Annotated in this window: 5 protein-coding genes; all 5 read left to right on the top strand. The window is 70.4% G+C overall.

All coding sequences use genetic code 11. The features are described from left to right. Nucleotides 1–635: DUF1513 domain-containing protein (locus ACN4F8_RS17000; RefSeq protein WP_419474648.1), on the top strand; the 635-nt coding region annotated here is incomplete at its 5' end. Between the two features lie 72 nt (nucleotides 636–707). Next, nucleotides 708–1070, top strand: coding sequence for a hypothetical protein (locus tag ACN4F8_RS17005; protein WP_419474649.1), 363 nt, complete (start codon nucleotides 708–710; stop codon nucleotides 1068–1070). A gap of 94 nt (nucleotides 1071–1164) precedes the next feature. Then, nucleotides 1165–2430 (top strand): TolC family protein, encoded by a 1266-nt coding sequence (locus tag ACN4F8_RS17010; RefSeq protein WP_419474650.1) that lies wholly within the window; start codon nucleotides 1165–1167, stop codon nucleotides 2428–2430. Beyond that, on the top strand, nucleotides 2427–4049 hold the full coding sequence (locus tag ACN4F8_RS17015; protein ID WP_419474651.1) for an efflux RND transporter periplasmic adaptor subunit: 1623 nt from the start codon (nucleotides 2427–2429) through the stop codon (nucleotides 4047–4049). Before ACN4F8_RS17010 ends, ACN4F8_RS17015 begins: the two co-directional genes overlap by 4 nt. Continuing rightward, nucleotides 4046–4679 (top strand): efflux RND transporter permease subunit (locus ACN4F8_RS17020; protein WP_419474652.1); only part of this gene is annotated, 634 nt, incomplete at its 3' end. The genes ACN4F8_RS17015 and ACN4F8_RS17020, both read left to right, overlap by 4 nt.

A 4679-nucleotide genomic window follows, 5' to 3' on the forward strand; every position in this document is an offset into this window, starting at 1 on the left:
AGGGCATGGACCCGCACGAGATGCTGGTGTTGCCCGCGCGCGTGGGCGACGTGCCGGCCGGCAGCCTGCTGGTGGCCAACGGCGGCATTCCCACCCAGCCCGAGACCGGGCGCGCCAAACGCGAGCTGGACCGCATGGACGCCTCGCTGGTGGCGCTGGACGGCCACACGGGCCGGGTGTTGGGCCAGTGGCGCCTGCCCGATCCGCGCCTGAGCGTCCGCCACCTGGCGTGGGACCCGGTGTCCGAGCGCGTGGGCATTGCGCTGCAGGCCGAGCACGACGACGCGCAGGCGCGGCAAGCCGCGCCGGTGCTGGCGGTGTGGGACGGCCTCGGCTTGCAGGCCGCGCGCGAGCAGCCTGCGCTGGTTGGCTACGGCGGCGACATCTGCGCTCGACCCGGTGGTGGTTTCCTGGTGAGTTGTACACGCGCCCACCACCTGGCCTGGTTTGATGCGCGCGGTGTGTGGCAGCGCAGCGAGCCGCTGCAGGAAGCCTGTGCGCTGGGCAACACGACCAACGGCTGGTGGGCGGCGGGCCGAGCCAGCGCGCTGAGCAACACCACGACCGACCCACTCGGCCTGCCTGCGGGTGTGCGCCTGGACAACCACTGGCTGGTGGTCAGTGCTCGCAGCTGACTCTTCTATCCGACAGAGAGTTGGTGGTCAGAATCTTCATCGCCGTAGGCGCACACCCTCTAGAATCCTTCCATGCGTCGCATGTTCATCCTCGTCCTGTGTCTGCTGCTGCCCCTACAGGGGTTCGCGGCGTGGCAGGTGCCTGCGTCACCATGCCCCATGCAGGACATGATGGCCATGGCGGATGAAGCCAGCGAGGCGGCAGACACCTTGGCCGAGGCCATGAAAGACTGCTGCAACGACCTGGCCACCTTCGAGCGCACGGGCCAGCCCTGCAAGAGCGTGCAGAGCTGCGCCGCACCCGCCGCCGGCATGCCGACTTTCCCATCCCTCGTGGCCCTGACGCCGGTCACCCAGGACCCTCAAGCGCCCATCTGGCGCAGCCTGCCTCCGGGCGCGACGTCGCGCCTCTGGCGCCCACCCACTTCCGTCTGATTCCCCGCACAGCGCAGCCCACCCGCCGGTGGTGCTGCTGTCGCGCGCTGCCAGGGTTTTTGCGCCCGGGGCGTGCCTGCTCCGGAGTTCAGACATGGAACACCCTTCGCTTCTTCTCGCACGCGCTGTGCTGGCCTTCGCTGGCCTGCTCGCGGTGATCACACCCGCCGCCGCCGATGAGCCCCTGAGCCTGGGCGCTGCGGTGCAAGCGGCCGTGGCGCGCTCGCGCAGCCTCGACGCATCCACCGCCGCTGCGCAAGGCGCGCGTGAGATGGCGGTGGCGGCCGCGCAGCGGCCCGACCCGGTGCTGCGCCTGTCGCTGGACAACCTGCCGGTGGAGGGGCCTGACCGGTTCAGCACCACGCGCGACTTCATGACCATGCGCTCCATCGCACTCATGCAGACCCTGCCCAATGCGGACAAGCGCCGCGCGCGGGGCGAGCGCTTCGAGCGCGAGGCCGATGCGGCGCTGAGCGAACGCGCACAGCGGGTGGCCCTGCTGCAGACCGAGGTGGCACAGGCCTGGCTGGAGCGCCGCATGCAGGAGCAGCGTTGGTTGTTGCTGCAGGCGCAGATCACCGAGGCGCGTGTGCTGGTGCAGACAACAGAGGCAGCTCTTCGCGGTGGGCGCGGCTCTATTGCCGATGTCTTCAGCGCGCGCGAGGCGCTGGCGCAGCTGGAGCAGGGCTTGATCGGCGCACAGGCCGAGCGCGCCAACGCCCGCCTCACGCTGGCGCGCTTCACCGGTGGGCCGCCCGACCAGCCACTGGCCGATGCACCGCCCTTCCAGCGAAGCCCTGCGGCGATCGGCCCGCTGGACCGCTTGCCCGACCTGGCCGCGCTGCAGGCCCGCGAAGCCGTGGCCCGCGCCGAGGCCGAGGTGGCCCGCCAGGAACTCAAACCCGACTGGAGTGCCGAGATCATGTTCAGCCAGCGCGGCTCGCAGTTCTCCAACATGGTGTCGATCGGCGTGTCGGTGCCGCTGCAATGGGACAAGCCGCAGCGCCAACAACGCGAACTCGCCGCGCGCCTGGCGCGTGTGAACGAACTGGAGGCTGAGCGCGAAGAGCAGACGCGCGAGCGAATGCTGCAAGTGCAGCGCTGGCAGCAGGACTGGCAAGCGGGACAGGCCCGGCTCGCGCACCTGGATGCGCAGCGCCAGCCGCTGGCCAAGCAGCGCACCGAGGTGGCACTGGCCGCTTACCGGGGCGGGCGCGAAGGCCTGGGCGCCGTGCTGCAGGCGCGCCGCGACGCGCTGAACCTGGCCCTGGAACGCCTGGCGCTGGAGCGTGAAACCGCTGGCCAGTGGGCGCAGCTCGAATACCTGTTCCCCGACACCTCCACTGGATTGAAGCCATGAACAAGACAACCTCCCTCATCGCGCTGGCCGCTGTGGCCGCACTCGTTGCCGTGGGCGGTGGCGCCTGGTGGCTGGGCATGCAGCAGGGCATGGGTCACTCCACGCCGTCCCCGCAGCCGGCGGCGGCCATCACCGCCAGTGCCACCGCCAGCGACGACCCGTCACTGTGGACCATCCCGCAGGGCGAAGACGCCACGCGCCGACACATCCGCGAATCGCTCAAGGCGGGGGACGTAGACCCGGCCACCGGCCGGCGCATCCTGAACTACCACGACCCCATGGTGCCGGGCAAGAACTTCGAGGCACCCGCCAAGTCGCCGTTCATGGACATGATGCTGGTGCCGCGCTATGCCGGCGGTGATGCGGCAGACGCCAGCACCGTCACGGTGAGCCCGCGCATCCAGCAAAACCTGGGGCTGCGCACGGCGCCGGTGGTGGAGGGCTCGCTGGTGTCGGAGGTGACGGCGGTGGGCAACGTGGCGTGGAACGAACGCGAGCGTGTGGAGCTGAGTTCGCGCGCCATGGGCTTCGTGGAGAAGCTGCATGTGAAAGCTGCGCTGGACCGCGTGGCCGCAGGTGCGCCGCTGGCCGAGCTGTACGTGCCCGACTGGGTGGCCGCGCAAGAGGAGTACCTGGCGCTGGCGCGGCTGAGCGGCCCGGGCACCGATGCGCTGCAGGACGCCGCGCGCCAGCGCATGCGACAGGCCGGCATGACACCCGCGCACATCCAGCGCGTGGTGAGCTCGGGCGTGGTGCAGCCGCGCTTCACGCTCACCGCGCCCATCGCCGGCATCGTGAGCGAGCTCATGGTGCGTGAGGGCGCTACCGTGATGCCGGGCATGACGCTGATGCGCCTGCAAGGCACGCGCACCGTGTGGGCCGAGGGGGCTGTGCCCGAGAGCCAGGCCGCGCTGCTGCAACCGGGTGCGCGCGTGCGCACCACCAGCCCTGGCGCGCCGGGCCAGACGTTTGAAGGCCAGGTGCAGGCGTTGCTGCCCGAGGTGGACGCCGTCACGCGCACCATCCGCGCACGGGTCGAGCTGGCCAATCCACAGGGACGGCTGGTACCCGGCATGCTGGTGAGCATGCGGCTGGACCGCCCGAAGGCCGCCGCCACGCTGCTGGTGCCCAGCGACGCGGTGATCCACACCGGGCGGCGCAGCGTGGTGATGGTGGCCGAGGAGGGTGGGCGCTTTCGCCCGGTGGAGGTGACTGCTGGCCTGGAGGCGGGGGGCCAGACCGAGATCAGCGCGGGTCTGCAGATGGGGCAGCGCGTGGTGCTCTCGGGGCAGTTCCTGATCGACTCCGAAGCCAGCCTGCGCGGGCTGGAAGCGCGGCTCAACCAGGAGCCTGCCCCCACGTCCACCTCCACCGCACCGCGATACACCACCGACGCGGTGGTCAATGCGCTCAGTGGCAACACGGTCACGCTCACGCACCCACCGATCCCGGCGCTGAAGTGGCCGCAAATGCAGATGGACTTCAAGCTGCCGCCGCGCGCGCAGCAGCCGCGCGATCTGGAAGCGGGGGACCGGCTGCAGATCGAGTTTGAAATGCAGGACGGCGATGTGCCGCGCATCACCAGCCTGCAGCGCGTGGCACCGGAGCCGCGCCAATGATCGCCGCGCTCATCCGCTGGAGCATCAACAACCGCTTTCTCGTGCTGCTGGCCACCGCGCTGCTGAGCGCCTGGGGCGTGGTGGCCCTGCAGCGCACGCCGCTGGACGCTTTGCCCGACCTGTCTGATACGCAGGTGATCATCCGCACTACCTGGCCCGGGCAGGCGCCGCAGATCGTGGAGAACCAGGTCACCTACCCGCTCACCACCACCATGCTCTCGGTGCCGGGCGCACGCGCGGTGCGCGGCTTCTCGATGTTCGGCGACAGCTTCGTCTACGTGCTGTTTGAAGACGAGGTGGACCCGTACTGGGCGCGCTCGCGCGTGCTGGAGTATCTGAACCAGGTGCAGGCGCGCCTGCCACGCGGGGCTACCTCATCCATCGGGCCCGACGCCACCGGCGTGGGCTGGATCTACCAGTACGCGCTGGTCGACCGCACCGGCGGGCAGGACGTGGCGCAGCTGCGCGCCCTGCAAGACTGGTTCGTGCGTTTCGAGCTCAAGACCGTGCCCGATGTGGCCGAGGTCGCCAGCGTGGGCGGCATGGTCAAGCAGTACCAGATCGTGCTCGACCCCGACAAGATGGCCGCCTACCGCGTGACGCAGGCCATGGTGGCCGAGGCGGTGGCGC

Source organism: Hydrogenophaga sp. (genome assembly GCF_048549895.1).
Taxonomy (GTDB): Bacteria; Pseudomonadota; Gammaproteobacteria; order Burkholderiales; family Burkholderiaceae_C; genus Hydrogenophaga.